This window comes from Terriglobia bacterium, assembly GCA_020073085.1.
In the GTDB taxonomy this organism is placed as follows: Bacteria; Acidobacteriota; Terriglobia; order JAIQFV01; family JAIQFV01; genus JAIQFV01.
On sequence record JAIQFV010000008.1, the window covers coordinates 175,671 to 193,253 of the forward strand.

Annotated in this window: 19 protein-coding genes; 5 read left to right on the forward strand and 14 right to left on the reverse strand. The window is 56.7% G+C overall.

The window, feature by feature from the left end; translation table 11 throughout:
- The first annotated feature begins 54 nt into the window (after nt 1-54).
- The 3 genes from LAO21_10195 (at nt 55) to LAO21_10205 (ending at nt 4,442) form a co-directional block, all read left to right on the forward strand.
- Nucleotides 55-2,583, forward strand: a complete 2,529-nt coding sequence (locus tag LAO21_10195; protein MBZ5553080.1) for a hypothetical protein — start codon at nt 55-57, stop codon at nt 2,581-2,583.
- A 99-nt stretch (nt 2,584-2,682) separates the two neighbouring features.
- Nucleotides 2,683-3,591, forward strand: coding sequence for an ABC transporter ATP-binding protein (locus LAO21_10200; protein ID MBZ5553081.1), 909 nt, complete (start codon nt 2,683-2,685; stop codon nt 3,589-3,591).
- A gap of 59 nt (nt 3,592-3,650) precedes the next feature.
- Nucleotides 3,651-4,442 carry an ABC transporter permease gene (locus tag LAO21_10205; GenBank protein MBZ5553082.1) on the forward strand — a complete coding sequence of 264 codons (792 nt, stop codon included), beginning with the start codon at nt 3,651-3,653 and terminating at the stop codon, nt 4,440-4,442.
- Between the two features lie 39 nt (nt 4,443-4,481).
- Here the strand turns inward: LAO21_10205 and LAO21_10210 are convergent, their stop codons facing one another.
- Both LAO21_10210 and LAO21_10215 read right to left on the reverse strand, forming a co-directional pair.
- On the reverse strand, nt 4,482-5,564 hold the full coding sequence (locus LAO21_10210; protein MBZ5553083.1) for a hypothetical protein: 1,083 nt from the start codon (nt 5,562-5,564) through the stop codon (nt 4,482-4,484).
- Between the two features lie 69 nt (nt 5,565-5,633).
- The gene (locus tag LAO21_10215; GenBank protein ID MBZ5553084.1) at nt 5,634-6,620 is read right to left on the reverse strand and encodes a DUF4115 domain-containing protein; all 987 of its coding nucleotides are present in this window, start codon (nt 6,618-6,620) and stop codon (nt 5,634-5,636) included.
- Nucleotides 6,621-6,842: 222 nt separating this feature from the next.
- Here LAO21_10215 and LAO21_10220 point away from each other — a divergent pair, with 222 nt between their 5' ends.
- Nucleotides 6,843-7,142 carry a BMC domain-containing protein gene (locus LAO21_10220; protein MBZ5553085.1) on the forward strand — a complete coding sequence of 100 codons (300 nt, stop codon included), beginning with the start codon at nt 6,843-6,845 and terminating at the stop codon, nt 7,140-7,142.
- A gap of 53 nt (nt 7,143-7,195) precedes the next feature.
- Nucleotides 7,196-8,923 carry an acetaldehyde dehydrogenase (acetylating) gene (locus LAO21_10225; GenBank protein MBZ5553086.1) on the forward strand — a complete coding sequence of 576 codons (1,728 nt, stop codon included), beginning with the start codon at nt 7,196-7,198 and terminating at the stop codon, nt 8,921-8,923.
- An 80-nt stretch (nt 8,924-9,003) separates the two neighbouring features.
- Here LAO21_10225 and LAO21_10230 read toward each other — a convergent pair whose 3' ends face one another.
- From LAO21_10230 to LAO21_10285, 12 genes are all read right to left on the reverse strand, one after another.
- Nucleotides 9,004-9,198: a hypothetical protein gene (locus LAO21_10230; GenBank protein ID MBZ5553087.1), complete on the reverse strand. Its 195-nt coding sequence runs from the start codon at nt 9,196-9,198 to the stop codon at nt 9,004-9,006.
- 124 nt (nt 9,199-9,322) lie between these two features.
- Nucleotides 9,323-10,468, reverse strand: coding sequence for an acyl-CoA desaturase (locus LAO21_10235; protein ID MBZ5553088.1), 1,146 nt, complete (start codon nt 10,466-10,468; stop codon nt 9,323-9,325).
- A 231-nt stretch (nt 10,469-10,699) separates the two neighbouring features.
- On the reverse strand, nt 10,700-11,269 hold the full coding sequence (locus LAO21_10240; protein ID MBZ5553089.1) for an isoprenylcysteine carboxylmethyltransferase family protein: 570 nt from the start codon (nt 11,267-11,269) through the stop codon (nt 10,700-10,702).
- A gap of 242 nt (nt 11,270-11,511) precedes the next feature.
- A complete protein-coding gene (locus LAO21_10245; protein ID MBZ5553090.1) occupies nt 11,512-11,931 on the reverse strand; it encodes a DUF3788 domain-containing protein in 420 nt (139 codons plus the stop codon).
- A gap of 200 nt (nt 11,932-12,131) precedes the next feature.
- Entirely contained in the window at nt 12,132-12,857 is a 726-nt protein-coding gene (locus tag LAO21_10250) for an isoprenylcysteine carboxylmethyltransferase family protein (GenBank protein MBZ5553091.1), read from the reverse strand.
- A 191-nt stretch (nt 12,858-13,048) separates the two neighbouring features.
- Entirely contained in the window at nt 13,049-13,666 is a 618-nt protein-coding gene (locus tag LAO21_10255; protein ID MBZ5553092.1) for a LysE family transporter, read from the reverse strand.
- A 77-nt stretch (nt 13,667-13,743) separates the two neighbouring features.
- The gene (locus LAO21_10260) at nt 13,744-14,187 is read right to left on the reverse strand and encodes an ester cyclase (GenBank protein ID MBZ5553093.1); all 444 of its coding nucleotides are present in this window, start codon (nt 14,185-14,187) and stop codon (nt 13,744-13,746) included.
- Entirely contained in the window at nt 14,184-14,294 is a 111-nt protein-coding gene (locus LAO21_10265) for a DUF1697 domain-containing protein (protein ID MBZ5553094.1), read from the reverse strand. The genes LAO21_10260 and LAO21_10265 overlap by 4 nt, the downstream gene beginning before the upstream one ends.
- A gap of 304 nt (nt 14,295-14,598) precedes the next feature.
- A complete protein-coding gene (locus LAO21_10270; GenBank protein MBZ5553095.1) occupies nt 14,599-15,135 on the reverse strand; it encodes a hypothetical protein in 537 nt (178 codons plus the stop codon).
- A 237-nt stretch (nt 15,136-15,372) separates the two neighbouring features.
- The gene (locus LAO21_10275) at nt 15,373-16,188 is read right to left on the reverse strand and encodes an alpha/beta hydrolase (GenBank protein MBZ5553096.1); all 816 of its coding nucleotides are present in this window, start codon (nt 16,186-16,188) and stop codon (nt 15,373-15,375) included.
- 561 nt (nt 16,189-16,749) lie between these two features.
- Entirely contained in the window at nt 16,750-17,025 is a 276-nt protein-coding gene (locus LAO21_10280) for a hypothetical protein (protein MBZ5553097.1), read from the reverse strand.
- A gap of 125 nt (nt 17,026-17,150) precedes the next feature.
- Nucleotides 17,151-17,525, reverse strand: coding sequence for a hypothetical protein (locus LAO21_10285; protein ID MBZ5553098.1), 375 nt, complete (start codon nt 17,523-17,525; stop codon nt 17,151-17,153).
- Between the last annotated feature and the right edge of the window lie 58 nt (nt 17,526-17,583).

The following is a 17,583-nucleotide window of genomic DNA, read 5'->3' on the forward strand; positions in this document are numbered from 1 at the left end:
AGCCCGGAGAGGGGCGCGGGTCCCCGTTCAGCTCCAGGCCGTCCGGTTGATTCTATGGGCCGCCCAAACTGGACCAAGAGAGCAGGACTGACGGGGGCTTTGAGCCTGGCTACAGCCCTGATCCTCTCAGGCATGCCAGCATCCCCCGGTGCGGAGGACCGCCCACCGGCAGCCATCGTGGATGGAAGGGCGGTCCTTCTCGATCTGGCTCAAGTCTCCATTGATCCTCGAAATACTCTTAAGATCAGGGAAGTCAACATCGATCGCGATGCCCTTCATCTGACCTTGCATCGGGGTATTGTCGCCTTCCTCACGCCTGTCCTCGGACGCATCACGGGAGCAGTTTTTATCGGAGATGGGGAAATCCTGGTCATCCCGCCCAACCGGATCGAGAAGTTTCAGCTCAACAAGTTTACAAACTCCCCTGTTTTGACGGAGAGATTTTCCTCTGCCGTCCTGAGGTTCACCGACAACACATTCGACGAAATCATCAGGGGGGCCGAGGAGACCGTTTCGCCGGAACCCGGCGAACTGAGTTTGAAGAGTGCCTGGGGGGATGCGATTCGGTCGCTTTCCACAAATCTGAATTACCGAATCCTCCAGGATCTCCTCGCCACCAACCCCCATCCTTTCTTCCAGGCGTCTCTGAATGGCCGAACCCAGGGATGGTTTGAAGCCCTCTTCGACGAACGGTCCTACGAACCGGTGCTCCTCGGAAATGTCACTCATGAACGAGAGATCAATTACGCCGACATATGGTCTTCGTTCTCCGCACGGCCCTCAAAATCGGGCCGGCCGCCGGCAAGTCTGGATGAGCTTTCGGAATACCACATGACTACGGTGTCCGTAGAGACCACTATTAATGAGGATGCCCTGGTGACGGCGACCGCCCGCCTGGATTTGAAACCGACGGTTGAGGGAGAACGTTTGCTGCCTTTTGAACTCTCACGGGGGCTCAAAGTGGCTTCCGTCGAAGACGGAGACCATCATCCCCTTGATTTCTTCCAAAACAGTCTGCTGGAAGGCCATGAAATCGCCCAGCGAGGTAACGACGTCATTTATGTCCTCTTGGACCGGCCGACCCGGAAGGATGAGCCTCTCACCCTGGTTTTCAAATATTCGGGTGATGTCATCACCAATCTCGGAGATGGAATCTATTTTGTCGGAGCGCGCGGCACGTGGTATCCCAATCATGGCCTTTCGGACGCTGCCCTGTATCGCTTGAAGTTTCATTATCCCGCCACCATGACCCTGGTCGCTACGGGAAATCTGATCAGCGAGACTACCGAGGGTGGCCAAAAGACTTCGGAATGGGACTCCGGATGTACCATTGGAGTGGCTGGATTCAACCTGGGTGATTATCTGACTAAAGGCCAGAAAGTCGATGATGTCGATGTGGAGGTTTTTGCGAACCGGGGACTTGAAGCCGTTGTACATAATCTGCAGTTGCGTCTCGATCAGCTCCGCGCTGCGCGCATCGCCGCCTTGCAACAGTCGCGATCCCGTAACTCACCCCCTCCTCTGTTCTCCGACCCTGTCATCTTCCCTTCGATCAACACGCAGACGATCCTGACCAATGTGATCAATGACACCGCCTCGGCGCTCCAGATCCTTGAATCATGGTTCGGGCCTTATCCTTACAAGAAGCTGGCGATTTCACAAATCCCGGGCCGTTTCGGCCAGGGGTGGCCCTCCTTGTGTTATGTCTCCACCCTCACTTTCTTGCCCCGGGAACAGCAGCTCGCCTTGGGATTGAACCAGGACTCCCAATTCACGTTTTCCCAGTTGATGCGTGCTCATGAAATCGCTCATCAGTGGTGGGGCAATATGGTGGGAACACAGAGCTACCACGACACCTGGCTGATGGAGGGGATGGCGAATTATGCGGCCCGCATCTATGCCGCGAGCAAGGATACGAAGGAAGGGGGTTTGACCGAGGCCATGCGCCACCTGAAATTTCACCTGCTCGAGAAGGATAAGGAGGGTCAGTCCATCGAGAGCGCGGGGCCCATCTGGCTGGGTTGGAGACTGTATTCCTCCAAGAGCCCTACCGGGTACCAGGAGGTTGTCTACGGAAAGGGCGCCTGGGTCTTGCACATGTTGCGAATGATGATGCGCGATCCGCAATCCCAATCTGATGATCGTTTCATCCGGACGATGAAGGCCTTCCTGACCCAGTTCAAGAATCAGGCCGCTTCGACCGACGATTTTAAAAGAACCATTGAGCAGCACATGATACCGGCTATGGACCTGGATGGAAATCGAAAATTGGACTGGTTCTTCGATGAGTGGGTCAAGGACGTCGGCATCCCGGAATACCAGCTGACTTATTCCCTCTCAGGGTCTTCGGAAAAGGGATACATGATTTCCGGGAAAATCTTGCAGTCTGCAGTCCCCCCCTCGTTTGAAATGCCCGTTCCGATCTTCGCTCACTACGGAAACCGGTCTGTTCAGGTCGGGGTGGCAAATGTGTCCGGCGAGGAAACTCCGTTCCGCATCCGCCTGACCGGGTCAAAATCCCGGCCCTCCAAGATTACTTTAAACGAAAACGAATCAGTACTCTGCGTCGTAAAGTCCAAATAGCGCGGGGGCTTCGGTTCAGTCCGGGCCCTCTCCTGATCAAGCGGCGCCCCCGGTTTGGAAGGATTCTCCTTGAACTCTGTCATTGAAGTTCAGAATCTCATGAAACTGTTTCATCCCAAGCGGGGCCTGAGCACGCGCGCTTTGGATGGAATCTCCTTTGAAGTGAACCGGGGCGAGATTTTCGGATTGCTGGGGCCCAACGGTGCGGGCAAGTCCACGTTGGTGCGGATTTTGACGACGATCACGCGGCCCACCTCCGGAACCGCCCGCGTCATGGGTCATGATGTGGTCCGCTCACCCCTGGAAGCCCGGCGGCAGCTGGCTGTCGTCCTTCAAGAGACGGCCGTGGAGATGCTCTTGACGGTTCGCGACAATCTTCTCATTTATGGGCACCTCCATCAACAGCCCTCCGCCCTCATAAGGCAGCGTATGGATTCCGTGCTTGATCGATTTGGGCTTCGCGAGAAACAGCACGAAAAGGTGAACGACCTGAGCGTGGGCATGAGACGCCGCCTTCAAGTAGCGAAGGTGTTTATGGTGGACTCCCCTATCGTCTTTCTGGATGAAGCCACCACGGGCATGGATCCGCTCATCAAGCGGGAGACCCTGAGCTTGATTCGCGACGAGGCCCGTCGGGGGCGAACCATCTTTCTCACGACGCAACTGCTGGATGAGGCCGAGGAACTCTGCCACCGGATCGTCATCATCAATCGCGGAAGAGTCGTCGCAAGCGGGAATATGGACGCACTTCGCTCCCTGGCTTCGAAGATGTTCCGCGTGACCTTAACCCTTGCTCACCCGACACCGGCTGTCTACGAATCCCTCCGCGCCTGGGATCCAGTATCCCTCGAGTCTGACGGCAACAGTGTCGAGATGACTTTCAAAGGCGAAGAGTCCCATTTGCTGGCCAAAATGGCCGACCTCGCGTCCCGTTGCCCGATCGTGCGTTTCGAAATCCATGGCGCTGACCTCGAAGACATCTTCGTGGAGCTGCTGGAAGGAAAGTAAGTTCTCAGGCCCCCAGCCCGGGCGGATCGCAAGGCTCGGCGACCGCGAAGCTGGGGAGGGTGAACACAGACCTGGAGGTGGTTTTCTTGAGAGGAATTCTCTCCGTCTTGTATCGCGATTCCCGGATCCGGTTTACCAACCTGGCATGGTTGTTTTGGGATCTTTTCGTGCCCATCGCCTACCTCCTCATTTTTGGCCTGGGATTTCAGAGGGCGCTGGGAGGAGAGTTTCGCCTGGCGGGGGAGGTCACCGACTATACGTCATTTTTTCTGGCGGGTGTTCTCGCCATGACGACGTTTGGGATTGCTATGAACACCTCCTACAGCTTTTTCCTGGAGCGCGATTCAGGGATCTTTTACGAGTGGCTCACGTATCCCATCAGCCGCCGTGAATACGTGCTGGGCAAGATCCTCTTCAACCTCCTCTTGAGCCTGGTGGGGGCCGGGCTGGTGATCCTATTGGGGGCGGGGCTCATGTCGACCCACATTCGCCTGAGGTGGATGCCGATCACCTTGCTGAATGTTATCGTGGGCACGGCCGGCTGGTTCTTCTTCTTTGCCATCTTTGCCCTTCGGATACGGCGCAATGATGCGTTCAACTCGTTCACCAGCATCTGTTACATCGTGCTTCTGTTCCTGAGCAGCATGTTCTACCCCCTGGATCCCTTGCCGTACTGGTTCAGAACCGCGGCTTATTTGAACCCGGTCACCTGGCAGGTGGATCTGTTCCGCTTTTCGTTGATCGGTTATGGGAAGGCGGGGGTGTTGATGTGGGAGGCCATCGCTTTTCTGCTGTTCACTCTGATGGCCTTCGCAGGAGCGGTCCATACCGTGAATCGTGCAGGTTCGTAGAACCGGGCTGGCGGGGCGGCTCGATGAGCCTTCTGTGGCTTACCTCTGACCCCCCTCACGAATCTGGACCAGGCGGTGGGCGCTCTTTCGTATGACTTCCGGGATGTTCTTGTTTTTCCCAAGCGCCTTGAGATCCCTCGCCATCAAGCGATTCAGGAGTGTCAGCGTCACCCCGACGGGCGAGCGCGAATTCCGGACGAGGTTATGAAGGATACTGTAATTCTTGGCCCAGGAACGCGATTGACCGACCAACCGCAGGACCTCCTCGTTCACATTCCTCATCTGGGAGATCGCCTCGATTTCGTTTTCGGAGATCTTGGGTGACAGCAGCACGGCCCGCGAAACCACCTTATTGGAATCCCGAATAAGGATCAATCGCTCATCGCGTGACCCTTTGATGGCCGCCTGGACTCGCTCGGCAATGGGCATGCGCGCGATCTTCTGCAAGAGCGTGACCCGCTCTCCACTGACCTCTTCCCCATCCTGCTCCAGCAGGTGGGCAGTGGCCTCCACCACTGCCTCCGGAGACTGGTCGGTGGACAGCGGATGCGGCTCGACGAATTCAATGGATGCTTCCGAAGAGGCAGGAGTCGCTTCGCCGTACTCTTCGGCAGGAGAGAAGGGAGCTACCGGTACAAAGGTGTTCTGCTTCTCAAAAAACTCCACCCGAACTTCTCCCAGGCGCCGACGGGTGTCCGGCGTGTTGTTTGGATTCTTTTCCAGGGCCTCGAGGATTTCAGGATAACGAAGGATCCGCATCAGGTTGATCAAAATGGCATCAATCAGATGGGCTTCCACCTCGGCCGCCAGCCGTGCGATGACCCGGTCTGGAGCGGCGGTGTTCAGAATGATCCCTTCGATCAACTGCGGGGAGCGAAACGGGGGACGGCCAAAGAAATCAAAGATGGATTCGGAAGTGAAAGAACTTTCCAGGATGTGCTTCAGGATGTCCTCGGGAAAGGCATCCAGAGACTTTCGAGCCTCCTGGGCAAGAGTCTCGTCGGGATCGTCGGCGAGAAACACCAGGATTTCGATCAGCTCTTCCCGCGAAACCGGCAATACCCCTCGGGCCGCCGCCTTTTTTACGGAGGGGGCGATCTCACCTAGCTTGATTTGTTCCAAAAATGCATAGCCGATGGCTGTTCTCCGAGATCCAGGATCGAGTGTTGTGATCCCTCATGGGATGATTGTCTAGGGACGAGCAGGCCGCGCGTATGTAACTGATTTCACCTCGCCCGAACGTCCCAGCGGTGGCAGGGTCTTGCCGTCCATCGTAAGGGTCACGCCCCCGGCGTTTCCGCAGACAATTTCGAGCTTCTCTTTTGCAGTGAAATGCAACGTTTCCTTGGAGAGCATGATTTTGCGGTAGATTTCTGTTCCATCCCGGCGAACCGACAGCCAGGTATTCTCCTTCGCCACGATTTGGATGGTTATCGGACCCTTCCCCCGGCTCACGACCATATCCTCTGCCGGCTTATTGTCGGGTGAACCGGTGGATGCCGGTTGAGAGGACGCCGATGGCTGTTTCTTTTCCTCAACCGCCGGGACGGGCTGCCCCCGGGAGGCTTGCGACGCTGCTGGCTCTGGCTTTGAAGCAGTGGGAGAGGCGGACGACGAAGAGGTTTCGGGAGATGTCCCGGAACCCGGGGTTTGTTCACTGCCAGGATTGGGCGGAAGCACTGCCGGCACGGCCGATTTCTCCGACGGGGATGCCTGAGAGGATGGTGGATTCTGGACAACAGCCGGGGAGGGTTGGACACTGGCATTCTCGGCCCCTGCCCTCTCAGGAGGTTTCACCCGGTTGGAACGAAGATAGAAAAGGGTAGCCGCGACCACGATCACCACGAGAGCAATCGCCGCGGGGACATATCTTCCGGTCGACCTCGAACCTTCTGCGGGAGCAGGCTTATCGACCGGGAGAAGCTGCAAATCAGGCCCCCGCTTCTGCTTCAAAAGGTTTTCGTACTCAGACAACAATCCCCGCTCGTCCGCGCCGCAACACCTGGCATAGGCCTTGATAAATCCCCGGTTAAACACACCTCCCGGGAGGGTCTCGAAATTATCAGCCTCCAAGGCCTCGATGAAATGAGGGTTAATCTTGGATAGGTGGGACACATCCTCGACCGAAAGTCCCTTTAGTTCACGGATTTGTTTAAGATGCTCGCCAAAAGATGCCATGAGCCCACTCTCGCTGAATTTACGCCAATCTTAGGAGAAAGGCTCAAGACTGTCAACAAAGCAAACCCCGCGCCGGTTCCCCGGGGAATGTCGCTCCCTCGACCTTGCAGTCTCCATTCTCCTTGACGTTCGATTTCCTGCGATGATAACGTATCGCTGATTCATTGAGAATTGCTGCCAGTCCGGAATCCACTCGCGCACTCAGAAAGAATGGCCACCCCTATGGATGCACTCGGCATGATCGAAACCAAAGGCCTGGTCGGAGCGATTGAAGCCTCCGATGCCATGGTCAAATGTGCCAACGTCATCCTCGTTGGCAAACAATATATCGGGGCCGGATACGTGACTGTTTTCGTGCGGGGCGATGTGGGCGCGGTGAAAGCGGCCACGGACGCCGGAGCAGCGGCCGCGCGGCGGATCGGCGAACTGATCAGCGTGCATGTGATCCCTCGACTTCACGAGGAGGCGGAAAAACTGATCCCGTCTGGCGGCAAAGAGACAAATCCGAAGAAGGCCAAGTAATCCAGATCGATTTCCTCTGACCACGTTATTCCCGAGTTGACCCCATGACCACTTTGCTTCGCGATGCAGACTTGTTGGCGATCCAGGAGGTTCGTGACCTCATGGCACGTGCCGTAGAGGCGCAGAAGATCCTTGCTGAATTCACCCAGGAGAAGGTGGATGCCATCGTCGCGGCGATGGCCCGTGCCGCCCAGGAGGCCTCGGTATCTCTGGCCCAGGCGGCCCACGACGAAACGGGATTTGGAAATGTGCCCGATAAGACGATCAAGAACCAATTCTGCTGCATCAATCTCTACGAAGCGATCAAAGACATGAAAACGGTGGGGATCCTTCGTCAAGATCGCGAAAAGAAGATCTGGGAGGTGGCCTCTCCGTTGGGGGTCGTCGCCGCCATTATCCCCTCCACCAACCCCACGTCGACAACGATTTTCAAGGCGCTGATCTCAGTAAAGGCACGGAATGCGGCCGTCATCAGCCCTCATCCGTCTGCGAAACGCTGTATCCTCGAAACGACGCGGATCCTCAGCGAGGCGGCCCGGGGGGCGGGCGCCCCCGATGGGATTTTAGGATGCCTGACCAACCCTACCCTCGAAGCCACCCAGGAGTTGATGTCCCATCGCCGCACTGCCGTCATCCTCGCCACGGGAGGTCACGGTTTGGTTAAAGCGGCCTACAGTTCGGGCCGCCCTGCTTTCGGGGTCGGGCCCGGCAACGTTCCGGCCTACATCGAACAAACCGCCAATGTCGCCAAGGCCGTCCGGGATGTCATTAATGGCAAGACCTTTGACTACGGGACACTCTGCTCCTCGGAACAGTCACTGATTTGCGACGAAGCCATCAAGGACGCGGTCATCGAGGAGTGTAAAAGGAATGGCGCCTATTTCTTGAGTGACGATGAAATCGCGAAGGTATCCCGCGTTGTCGTCACCGAGAAATTCACAGCCAATCCGATGATTGTCGGTAAGCCCGCCCCTTACATCGCTGAGCAGGCGGGTTTCCACGTCCCCCCAACGACACGCGTGCTGATCGCTTCTCTTGCGGGTGTGGGGAAGAAGTATCCGCTTTCAATTGAAAAGCTGTCTCCCGTGCTGTCGTTTTATGTGGTTAAAGACTGGCGTGAGGGCTGCGAGCGCTGCGTCGAGGTCCTGAATTTCGGTGGTTTGGGGCATACGCTGGCTTTGCATTGCAATGACGAATCCATCGTCCGCGAATTCGCCTTGCGCAAACCTGTGTTCCGGTTGGTGGTGAATACTCTGGCCTCCATCGGGGCCGTCGGTTCTACGACAGGATTGTTCCCTTCCATGACCCTCGGCTGCGGGGCGCCGGGCGGCAATATCACCTCCGACAACATCTCTCCGATGCATTTGATCAACATCCGGCGCGTCGCCTTTGAGCTGAGGGAATATCAAGCCTCGGCCGCCCACCGAAGCGTGGCATCCCCGACGACGGCCGTAGTCGGAAATCCGGATCGGGAACTTATCGCCTCCGTCATCGACCGATTTCTTGCCAGCAAGGGGGCTATGGTGATGGCATCCTCGGGGGGCGTTGCTCCTTCGTCCACCCCGAATCCCTCAGCGGAGACCTCATCACCAGAAAAAAAAACTTTTGATCCGCCACATCGGATAGCGTCCACTGACCATCATCCCGTCGATTTCGTCAGTGAGGCCGATGTGAGGCGGGCAGTTGAATCCAACGAAAAGATCGCCATCCACGGCAAAACCATCGTCACCCCCGCCGCCCGAGACCTCGCCGAAGCGCACGACGTCCTGATCCGGGTTTAGCCTCGATTCCGAGGACAGCCCTCCCACCGGGCGATCACCCGCCGTGAACGAAACCTCGCGGGAACAACCTGATTGAATCATTATGCGGCGGGGGGATGCCTGAGAGGAACAGGGTCCAGGACAACTATCAATAGAGTTGCCAACGGGCCAAAGAACAACGAGGCGATCCACCATGCCAGACGACTTCTCCCTTTACCCTCAGCCAGGCCCGCGTTAATCAAGGAGAGCGTGAACCATCCCACAGCAAACTTGCTGGTGTCTTGTGGAATTGTCATCGCCAAATCCTTTCAGGTGTTTGAGGAACTCCACCCATCGACCTAATCCGAATACCGGAAGCTCAGGTACCGGGGATTGGAGAAAACAGCTCACAAGATAAATGATTGTCATCCTGCCCATTTCTTATCTCGTCGTCCCATCCTGTGCAATCCCCACCTGACGCAACCACCGAAAATGCGATGCCACGCCCGCCCAAAAAGATTTGTTTTCGTTGTATTTCAACCCAAATTTGTGACACGTTTCCTCGACCAGCCTGGAGATGGCGGGATAATTGACATGGCAGATCCGGGGAAACAAATGGTGTTCAATTTGAAAATTCAGCCCCCCAAGCAGCCAAGCCGCCATGCGGCTGTGACGGCTGAAATCGACGGTGGTCTCAACCTGATGGACGGCCCAAGCATTCTCAATGCTCCCGGTGCCTCCCCCGGGCAGAGGGAATTCAGCCTGCTCTACGGTATGCGCCAATTGGAACACTACACTCAGGACTATCCCCAAAAGCACCGAGGTCGCTCCGTAATACAACAGTACGACCCACATCGGGTGGAACAAAACGGGAATGACGAATACCAACGTGAAAAACGTAATCTTCCCGAGGAGGAAGATCACCAGATCCCTTCCCCGGGGCCGCGGAATCCGATGATCGCCGATTCGACCGGTAATGACATCCCGGAAATCGTCATAAAGATGCCATTTGATTGCCATGAACCCGTAGAGCGGCCAAAGATAAATGTGTTGCCACCGATGAAACCCGAAGCTCCTTTGATAAGGCGTCTGTCGACCCACGATGCCGAGGTCGATGTCGGGGTCCTCTCCCGTAATATTGACATAGGTATGATGGAACACCCCGTGTTTCCAGTGCCACAAATAGGAACTGGCCCCAACCAGGTCTAACGTCATCGCCATGACCTTGTTGACCCATGGAAAGTTCGAATAGGCCTGATGCCCTCCATCGTGTTGAACGTTAAATCCGATGGCGGCCGTGGATAACCCGAGAAGGAATGCCAGCGGCAGAGCCTGCCACCACGTCCGAGCCACAACCACCAGCAGGATATAAAGGCCAGCGAAACCTGCCAGCAGAATGGCCGTCTTCAAGTACATCTGTGGGCAATCGCGTTGCCGCCGGCCCGTGCTCCTGAAGTATTCCTCGACGCGATCTCGAATCTCCATCTGAAAACTATTGTCCTTGCCGAATTTCAGATTCCGGCCGGTGTCCAGCTCTTGAATCGTGACGTCCTTAACAATGGCTCCAATATCAGCCTTCTGTATCATGACGACGCCTTTCAATCATTCGCGGATTTCGAGCGCGCGACTCTTATTTCCATCTACTGCAACAGGAATCAATACAACTTCATTGAACCTTCCAATCAGATTACCACGGTCAAGGGACGTCCAATTTGTTACTTTCCTTCGAACATCCAGCCGCCGACCAACTTAAATGCTGCCCCTCTTTTGAATAGTCCGGGAGGATATCCTGGCCGAAGGTAGAATCTGTTGTCCTCGTTATAATACACCCGGAAGAAGACGCTTTGTCCTGGCGCAATAGGCTGCATATGAATCGCCCAGCGCCTGACAAAGGGCGTCTTCCTCCTTTGAGATGCGATTCAGAACAGCGAGTGTGATGGGCACAACGATTGTACCTAGGCTAAGCCAGTTTGCAAAGGAAACTCCTAAACCAAGGAAAGCCATGAGCAATCCCGCGTATGAGGGGTGCCGGATGTACTTGTAGAGACCACGATCCACCAGGGCATGATCACGGTGTATGGCGACATCGACGGTAAATAATCGGCCTAGAGTGACAATCGATGACCAGCGTATCGCCAGTCCGCTGAGGAGAAGGACCAGGGCCAATACACGGTAAATCGTCAGCGATCCATGAAGGCGCCCGATCCCGATCGACTGGAAAACGATGGCCAGGCCGACCGATACCCCGATGACAAACCAGAGAAGGCGCAGCGAGCCCCGGTCTTCTGACCGCGTCGAGCCCCGGTCGGCCCGCTTCCAGAATCCCAGGCTGATCTCTGAAACCGGAAAAAGTATAGCGATGATCCAAAGAAGTGCTGTCAAACCCATCCTACCCCCAACTCCCCGTCAGCCCCTCCGCGTTGCCGTAGCCTTTCACGAAAGCCGCGTCCAGAGTATAGCCCTGGACGGGGTTCCGAACAAGATTCGCTCGACCCGCTTTATTCATCCCGACTACCCAACGGCCGGCACGGCACACCGCCGCGCGCTCTCTACCCTCCCCCAAAACGGACCGGATTCAAGCACGGTTAGAATTCCCCCGGCCCGGGATCTGCTATCAGTCGAACTTCTCATCAATTCGCCATTTTGATGACGGAAAGCTTTTCAATGTTACGAACATCCTCCGCACTTCTCACTTTAAGCCGCACTCCCCTGCCCTCCGCATACTTCGTTGCGCTGTCAATGACCTTCAGAACAGAGACAGGCAAATCATTGTGATGCGAGGCCTCCACGGCCCTTTCACCCAGGGCGAAGGAGGCCAGGAAGTACCCCTTGCAGGGTGTCATGTAGAGCACAGTTCTCATCTCTTGCCGGAGCCGGAGCCCCCATCCCGATTTCTTGCTCGAGAATCCCCAGTCAACTGAGAGCGGGGAAAATCGAGCTCCGATGCGTTTCTTCAATTCATTCCAATGGACAAACGCCTTTCCGAGTGTTGTCCTGAGTTGATCCTCTTGGGGCAGTTTGGACTTGTCGTCAAATGCGCTCAATGCCATTTTCTACCTCCTTGAGTTTTTTCCCCATATTTGTGGTGGTAACTTTCGGAACGGGGTTTGATGGAGACCCAATGGAAGATGCAGCGACTAATACTCATCAAGAATATTGGAAGCTTCGATGGGTCGGGTAAGGGTATGCTGTTTTGCCGTCCATGGTTACGGCAAGCCTCCGGTCGCCCGTCGCGGACCATTTCCCCTCTTCATGGGACCGCTGGCGGCCCCTGCCAAGCTGTCAAGCGGGGTATCAGCATGGGCACATGAGCGCAATAAAGGCCATAATCCGCTCCGAGCTCCCGGCGGAGGTTTCCTTCTTCGAACCTGACCCCAATGAGGAGATACAGAGTTCCGAGAAATGCAAATTCCAGGTGTCCGAAGGTCATCACGGGTCCGATCCAAAAAACGGCGAGCAAGGCGAAGTACATCGGGTGTCGACAGTAACCATAAGGCCCTTTCACCGACAACGCTGGAGGGCTCTTGGGTCTTCCGGCGATCGATCTCTCAATCTGCCGTAACCCCAGGAATTCAAGGTAATCAAAGCATGAAGCGACGTAGAACAGTCCAAGGATTGAGGCGAAGTAGACCCCCGTCAAAAACCAGGAGACCGGGCCCCTGGCATGCCAAAGTTCTCCCGTCACAGGACGCCAGAAGAGGAGCAGCAGGGCGAGCGTTACCCCACTAAGAATAACGTAGGCGATCCGGATGAATGCCTCTCCCACGACCCGTGAGAGGATCTTCTTGGGGCCCTCCCTGGCGAGAAGGCTATGTATGCCGGCGAAGGCGGCAAAGAGAACGGCGTTCGACAAGGCATCCCCTGCATCGCCATGACCGCGCATTCCAAAATGGATGAAACAGAACATCAACAGCAAAGGTACGTCAGTCAACACCCGCGTCATCACAGCCAGGATGTAATAACTCCCTCGAGTCATTCGCCATGCCTCCGCAAGCCACCCCACCACGAGCAGCACATCAACTGGCAGGAGCGACGGGCTCCGACCCCGACCTGGGTTCGCGCCCAATTGACGACCACAACAAGGTGCATATCCGAAATCAAACCGGTCGAATTCCAGAGAGGCAGCGTTTGTGGTCAGCTCCGACCCATGCCGGAGCATCGCATGTCTCACTTGAAGAACGCAGTCGAAAGTGAGTAAAGCCCGAAAATGAAGATGACACCCCCTGATACTCGATTCACGATCTGCATCCAGCCGGAACTGACTCGTGTCTGAAACAGGGCGACACCGCTGCTCAACATCAGCCACCAAAAAGCCGACCCGATGAACACCCCGGCAACCAACGCCCCCGCAGCGAAGTAATCGGGGGATGCTCCCAACCCGAAACCGGCAAACACGGCCACGAACGACAGAATGGTCATCGGGTTGGTGAGCGTGAGGAACAGCGTGGAACCGTATGCTGAAACTATCCCGCTCCCGCGAGCCTCCACAGCCTGTCCCTCCGGCTTACTGGTGAAAGTACGAACGCCGAGGTAGCAGAGGAAGAAGCCGCCCAAAAGCCCCAGCCACACCCTTTGGCCGACAAGAAAGCTCGAAATTGCAGTGAGACCGAAACCTGCAATTGCGCCGTAGGCCGCGTCGGCAGTCGCTGCGCCCAAACCCGTGGCCAACCCAATCAAACGACCTTCGGCCAAAGAGCGCCGGATGCAGAGCACACCAATCGGACCCACGGGCGCCGCGATAGAGAACCCGATGGCCATTCCTTTGAGCATGAAATGGAACGTCATGATTCAGTGCCGTCAGCCGAGATAGAATTCAGCAGAAAGTAAAGCGAGTTGCCGGAGTCGTCAGGATTGCATGCCGGTCAGGCGATCTCATCTGCAGTGCTGCCCACGATCTTGACCGCCCCGATGGCGAGTAACGCCTCCAACATATTGGCAGCACCGCCATGCTCCACGATGCGTCCATTCATGACCCGATCGAGGTTGACCCCGGTGATCGTCACCGCCTTGCCGGTCGGAGCTATCCCCAGCCAGACTCCCCGATGCGTTCCCCGGGCGGTGATCCGCGTCGCAACCCAATCCCCCTCGGCAATTTGTTGCTCCACGGTGAGAATCAGGTCGGGGTAGGTCTGCCGCACGCCGAGCACGTGAGCGCGCATCGAATCCAACCCCACCGCTTTGCCTGTCGGGTCGTTCGATTCGCGGCAAGCGGACGAGACAAAATCTTCAAGGGCGTCGACCTTTCCGGTGTTGATGACTTCCTCAATGAACCGGCGGACGACCCGCTTGTTGTCTTCGACGGTCACTGTGCCTCCGAAGATTGGACCCGCTCGAAGAGTCGGCCCAGTTGGTCCATCTGGACGGTGTGACCGCCGACATTAACCGCTCCAAGGAATGCAATATATCGCGGCATGGTGGTGATCCTCTTGGGGGGGAAAGCTGCAGTTTGACGAACGCGTCACCCGTCAGAACGACCGACTCGCCCGGCAGCCTGTTACGCCGCCCCCCTTCGCTTGGTAGAACCAGGTTGAAAAAGGCAGGAAGGCAACGATTAGAGCTAGCAAAGTTCGCCACGGGCGCACCCAAGATTGAGAAAAGGTCGCCATTTCGAATGTCCTTCTCATGAAGCGAAGCCTTACGGACACAAAGACTCAGCCGACGGGCATCCCGGCCCACGATGGGTAGCGTCGGCCCGGTAACCGGCGCAAGTGCATGCACTACTGCGGTGCTTCTGCGGCAGGGACGTCGGGCCAATTCGCCGCCGGCCGACCGAGCCACACCCACGCGATGTAGTCCACCAAGGGTGGTTCGCCTCCAATCTGCCGGAGGCGCGCGTTGATTTGTCCCCGGTGATAAAGGCTGTGCAGGGCGACCTGCAGCATCGTCTCCGCGATCGTCGTCGTTTCCGCCGGGCGGCCAAGGACCCGCTCGACCATCGTCGCCCAAGGGACCGGCATCGGCTCTGAAATCTTATCGTCGCTCAAAGTTCCAAGATGGGCGAAAGCCTCGCTGTAATAGCCCTGTCCCCAGAACATGAGTGATTGTACCTCATCGAACGTTGGATAGGGAGTCTCGCGGGGCTCACCTCGCCATGTGCGCAGGAACGCCCTCTGAACCATGTGCAGGTGATAAAAGTACTCTTTGAGTTTTGTGTCCGCTGGCCCGCCTCCGGATTTGAACACCGATGTCCACACCGCGGCATCTGCCCATTCCATGTGTTGGTAGAGATCAATAAGCGTACTTAGATTCACCATGACTGTCTCCCCATGGAGGTTTTTATATAGAGATCCTGGCCCCGTTTTCGCTCTTCCTGGATACCGAGGTCCTGGCTCGTGCGTCCGCAACCTCGTTATTCCCACTCTTCAAGTCACTGTTACGTTCAAGCGGTCGAAAAACTGGCAGTCGCGTTGAACTGTGTGAGTGGGTCAAGGCCGGATGGGGGTTAGCCGAAACGTGAGGTCGGGAAGCTCCTTGGAGCCCCTGCATCCCATTCATGCCAGGAGATGGAACCGCATAAACGCCAGTATTTGTCTGATGATCTCGCGCGATGTTTCGCTGTCATCCACCAAGTCGAAGGCATGGGGAGCTTGGGGATGATTCACGAAGGTGAGGGGCAGATTGCGAACCAACGCCCTTGCCAAAAAAAGGTCCATCGTTTCGTTCAGGTGAGGAGATTCGTCCTGGCCTGCTCTCACCAGGAACAGAGGCGTATCGTGTGGAAGGTCATCAACTGATTTCCCCATGCACGGGTTGACGAATCCAAATCTTCTGGCCGCCTCCGATACGCCGGCAAACCCTTCGAGGTCGAGGGTGAGCCCATAGCACAACACGGCGCATTTCAGGGAGTGCCCGGCATCCTGCATTAGAAGCGACAGTGCCATCGGAACATTACCAGAACATGCCCACAAGCCGATCCTGTCTTCGTTGATTCTCAACGATGCGGCATTCTGCTGAATATATTGAAGCAACGACTGGGCATCTGCTACGGGCTCTCTAGTCGTGTAGGTGATGGCCACCAACCCCGAGGCAGCCGCCAGTTGTGCCCAGGAGATGTACGATCCCATCTCTTTGAGTTTGCAGCCCAGCATCTTCTGAAATCCCAGATCAGAATATCCGGACACAAAGACGACAGCCGGCGTCCGGGCCGCATTTGTCCCATCCGGTGGAGAATAGATATCCATTGTGAGTACGCCCGCCTCAGCGGCTCGATATACCACGTCCCGTCGAATGGTCACGGCGTCCATGCCGGGTATCCGGTAAATCACCTTCTTCTTCGCTATGTCACCTGCTCGAACGTCCTGACTCATGTGTGCTTCACCTTTTCCCGACAATGATCACGTTTCAGCAGCGGCGCGCCACATGTTCCGCCTCGCGGAATCTGGCGCTCGCGCAGATGGAGTCATCTCTTCTTACTCTCGTCAGCGTGCCGTTGTCACGGCCATCAGAAGTCGACCTTCTTCGCCGATGCGCTTCCCGCGGTCGAGCCTCGGAACCCACATCCCATACCGCCCTGAATGACGAGATGAACGGTCAGGCCTCAGCCACCGTCGGCTGCACACCGGTCTAGCTACCGCCCTACGCCCGCACTCGACAAAGAGGAGCACCGTGCAACTGAACTTCTTTACTTGTGGCGGACGATGCCATCGGCCGCGTCCATCGGATTCCTGTCAATGTCCAAAAGTCCCGGTCTTTGAGGAGAAACCAATTCAGAAGAAGTCGTCATCCCTGCCAAGCTGGCCGAACCGAGAACCGTCCCTGAATCGTGCCGATCCTCGTTCAGTCTTCCAACGGCTGGCATGGTACGGGTGAATCTGCTTCTCTCCGAATGAGATGCACGCTCGGGTAGTGCGCTCCCAAACCCCAGCAAATCACCTTTCGGTGGCTAGTGCATCGATCTTCAAGGTCCAGAGATCGTGGACCAACGCAGTCACCGGGCTGACGCGCGTCACCGACAGCAACCCCCTCTTCCATTCGAGCAGGAAGATCGCCGACATGGCCACGGCGCTGATGAGGGTGCCAACGGCAAGATTGATGAACGGACGACGATCCAGGCCAAACCCCAGCGCCGTCCCGATCGAAACGCCGCGTCTGCGCAGAGACCACACGCGATAACCCGCGAGCAGTACAGCGCCAACAATGATCATTAGTTTCCACATCATCAAACCTCAGGAGGATCCGCCCGGGGCCTGAGGCTCCCCCGCGGGGCCCCCCCGCACGGGTTCCAAAGCAGTTCAGGCCCAGCGTGGCTGCCGCCGGATCCAGCCGGCCGTCAGACAGCTCCGATCCTCGCCCTGCGAGACCAATACCACAACAGAAGAAACAGGAATCCGGGTGCTGCGAACGCCAACCATGCCCAGCCCTTTGGGAACGCGCCCGCGGTTGTCCAGTGAACCATGTAGAACGCCAGCAGGCTTCCGACCGTTATGCCCCCCCCGAGGCCCTCCCTCCACCACGCCAGGATCATCCCCACCGAGATCCCGATCGGGAACAACAGAACCCCGAGCCACTCGCTATACCCGGAGGGGTTGAAGCCTTCTCCGATAATGAAGGCCAATACCAGGGCAACGCTGACAACACTCCACGCCCTTGCGGTCCATCGCAATGCCAGAACCCAGCTCTGGTGTCCGTTGATCCACTCGTTCATGGATCACCTCCGAGCAATCAAAGATGTCCCACGCTCCGCCTCTCCGCATTCTCGTTTC